Below are 3,471 nucleotides of genomic sequence, written 5' to 3'. Positions count from 1 at the left end.
CCAAAAGCACTTGGTGGGAATCAAATTGTCTGACCAGCCGCCACAGTTGTGAGCGAGGAAACAACTGGCGACAGCCTACACAACGGCGCAGCGGATCGGCACCCGGCAAGAGACTCTATCCTGCTGGTACACTACAAGCAAGCCCTATCTAGCCTACTCCAAATCCAGCGCCCGCGATCGCAGAAACTCAAAGAAATACTCCACCAACTGGGGATCCCGCCAACCCCTGTCTGTTTCTTCCCGCAAGATGCTTATGGCCTCTTGAACGGTGAACGCTCGCTTGTAAGGTCGCTCTGAAGTGAGGGCGTCGTAGATGTCGATGATCTGAAAGATGCGGGCCACCAGGGGGATCTCTTCCCCCTTGAGGCCGTCGGGATAACCGCTGCCATCCCAACGCTCGTGGTGGTGGCGGATGAGGGGCAACACCTCTTTCATGGTGCGTAGTGGGCGGCAGATTTGCTCCCCGATCAAGACATGGGATTTCATCACCTCCCACTCTTCCGGCGTATGCTTGCCTGTTTTACCCAAAATGGCATCGGGTATGCCCACTTTGCCGATGTCGTGCAGGTAACCTCCCCACATCAGCACCTTGATCAGGGGACGGGGCAGATGCAAAAACTCGCCGAAGCTCTTGGCCATTTGTGCCAGGCGCTCACAGTGATCCCCGGTGGTGGGATCCCGGCTTTCCACACTGCGGGCAATGGCGAACAGAACCTGAGCAGCATGATCCAAGTCTTCATTGAGGTGCTTTTGGCGAACGAGGGAACGCACCCGCGCCAACAATTCCGACTCGTCAAAGGGCTTGCTCAAGAAATCATCTGCCCCAGCTTCAATACCGCGCACGCGATTTTTGCGATCGCTGGCCGCTGTAACCAATACCACCGGGATCAAGCGTGTCTCATCATTCGCTTTGATGCGTCGACAGACCTCGAACCCATCTAACCCCGGCATCATGACATCCAGCAAGATCAGATCCGGCTGGAAGGTTTTCAACATTTGCAGGGCTTGATTGCCGCTTTCGGCCTCGCTGACCCGATAGCCAATGCTCTGCAGCAGATCCCCCAGCAGCAGGCGGCTGTTGGGCTGATCATCGACGATCAAAAGATGACCGATCTCTGTCTCATCCGCCTCATCCGCAGAAGGTGTGACAGGGATCCCAACTGTCACGGGCATCTTGGGCATCTCGAGTTTGGCGAGTTGGGCACAGGAAAAGCTGGTCACTGCAGGATCCCAGTAGCAACACCTCTACGGTAATCCCATCAGAGAAAAAAGAGCATCAGGCTTTACACTGAGCTGCTCCGGGAAAGGGAAGGGTTTTCTCCCATCAACCCAGGGCTTTGTGAGCAATTGTACAAAGCCTAGATATCCTGGCAGCCTCCTTCTGTTTAGTCTGATACAGATGCTCCGGAGAGTGGATGCCCCAGTCAACTCCCCAGGCTCCTACGTCAGCTTGCCAGTTGAGTGTCGGGCCCGGTATTTGGCCCCCGGAGTACCGGAGAGTGCTGGGTTCTCTATGAATGCAAAATGAATGCAAAGGCCGAGAATTACGGCCCATCAAGAAATTAAGGGGCACAGCAGCAACACTTCTCTGGGAGAGGGGCTGGGGCTGATGGTCTGTTGAGAACGGGCTTGGAGTGGATGCACCTGAACTGGATGGATCCAATCCTAACTTGGGACTCTCGAATCGATTACTTGTTGAGAAAGTCCCCCAGATTGAGGATGGTGTTTTGCTCGCTGACGATGGCTTGGATGTCGTCGGGCAAGTTGCGGACATACTCGAGCTGGATGACGTTCGGGTTGCTGCGCAGCGCTTCCCCTTTGAGGGCGATGGCTTGGGCCTCACCGCTGGCTTTGACAATCATTCGTTGTTTGATGAGTTGAGCCTGCTCTACGCGAAACACTTCTCTTTGCTTCTCTTGCTCGGCAATTTGTTTGGCTTCGATGGCCGACTGAAACTCTTTGGAAAATTCCACATTGCGCAAGAGCAAGCTCTGCAGCACCAGCCCTTCTGGCTGCATTAGGCGAGAGAGCTCAGCGGCAATTTGTTCTTGGATTTCAGCTCGTTGCTCAGAATAAACGCCAATGGCCGAATAGCGGGCGATAACATTGCGCACCACGGCTTGGGAGGCGGGGCGAATAATTTTGTTCAGGTAATCGGGGCCTACATTGCGATGGATTTCGGGAACCCGATCCGGATCCAGGCGATAGCGCACCGAAACATCCAGATCCACCCGTTGCCCATCGGCAGTGAGAGCGGTGAGGGTATCGTCGGCTTTGACGCTGCGCTCTTCACTTCGGCTGGTCATGTTGTAGGTTTGGGTGCGCACATCGTAAAGGGTGGGGAACTGCAGCACCGGAATCAGCAGATGGATCCCCTCGCGGCGGGGAGTCATTTCCACTCCCGTGAGGCGGTTGAAGATGACGGCTTCGTAGCCGGGTTGGACAACCAGCAGACAACGGGGCAGGAGGGTCAGCAGCGCCAAAAGCAGGCCCAGCAGAGGCAGAAAGCGCGAAGTCTTGCGGTCAAGACTAAATGGTCTAGGGCGTCGCATGCGCATGGGCAAGGGCTCCGGGATCCAAGAGCTTTTTTATCTTAAGGGGTGTGCTGGCTAGCTCAGCACCCAGCGCTGCAGGGCAATGCCCAGCAGCAGGCCAAGGCCGCCGAAGCGTACCACCTGCCAAAAGGTAGCGGGGACAGGATTAAACACCTCTAGCACATAAGCCTGCAGGCGTTGCTCCAGTTGACTGGCTTCAGCTTGGATTTCGGCCCATTGTTCAGGGGAAAGCTGGGCTATGCGCTCCAATTCTCTGAGGTCGGCAAGACGAGCCTGGAGACTCTGGAGTTTTTCCTGCAGAGCCTCGAGAGGATCAAAGGGATCGGGATTGGCCGTCACGGCTGGGCTTTTGTGGGGGGGTAGGCTTGGGGAGAACGGGATCCGGCAAATCCGGTTTGGATCTCGTTGAAGGGTTTGGCTTTGATCAGCCCTGGGGGAACGGGATCCAACTTGAAGAGGGCGCGAATAGCGTTTTCCACCTCGGTGATGGGGCGGTTGCCGACGGATTGATAGACGATATTTCCCTCTGGGTCGAAGAGGAGGGTTTGAGGCACTTGTCCGGTGTAGTATTGGCCGCGCTCGTCGCCGGGCAGGAGGGAATCGACGGAATAGGGGATGAAATAGACCCCCAGCCCGTAGCGAACCTGCAGGTTGGCAATGGTGGCGGCGTATTTTTTGCAATCGCTACTGTCATCGATGTAATACACGAGGAGGGCCGGGATCCCTTGCTCTTTCGCCTGCTTCAAGGAAACGCGGGGGGGGATCATGCCGCCATTGGCCCCGTAGAGGGCAAAGATGTTGCCATCGTAACGGTCGTCGTTGAGCAGGGCGCTGGCGGGAGGGGAAAACCAACCTGTCAAAGCGATGAGCAGAGCCACCAGGAAGATACGAAGCAACAGCATGATCTCATCCTCTT

General features: G+C 56.1%; 4 protein-coding genes. All 4 read right to left on the bottom strand.

From position 1 onward, the window contains the following. Nucleotides 1-153: 153 nt before the first annotated feature. Entirely contained in the window at nt 154-1,173 is a 1,020-nt protein-coding gene (locus NW829_RS03330; RefSeq protein WP_414416437.1) for an HD domain-containing phosphohydrolase, read from the bottom strand. A gap of 515 nt (nt 1,174-1,688) precedes the next feature. Further along, nucleotides 1,689-2,558, bottom strand: coding sequence for a prohibitin family protein (locus tag NW829_RS03325; protein ID WP_148202707.1), 870 nt, complete (start codon nt 2,556-2,558; stop codon nt 1,689-1,691). Nucleotides 2,559-2,609: 51 nt separating this feature from the next. Beyond that, nucleotides 2,610-2,894, bottom strand: a complete 285-nt coding sequence (locus NW829_RS03320) for a hypothetical protein (RefSeq protein WP_041436379.1) — start codon at nt 2,892-2,894, stop codon at nt 2,610-2,612. Continuing rightward, a partial coding sequence (locus tag NW829_RS03315) for a thylakoid membrane photosystem I accumulation factor (RefSeq protein ID WP_414416436.1) occupies nt 2,891-3,471 on the bottom strand: 581 nt, incomplete at its 5' end. The genes NW829_RS03320 and NW829_RS03315, both read right to left, overlap by 4 nt.

Origin of the sequence: Synechococcus sp. R55.8 (genome assembly GCF_047461895.1) — a bacterium.
Classification (GTDB): Bacteria; Cyanobacteriota; Cyanobacteriia; order Thermostichales; family Thermostichaceae; genus Thermostichus.
The sequence above is the reverse complement of the archived record's forward strand: the minus strand, read 5'-3'. Positions and strand labels throughout refer to the sequence as shown.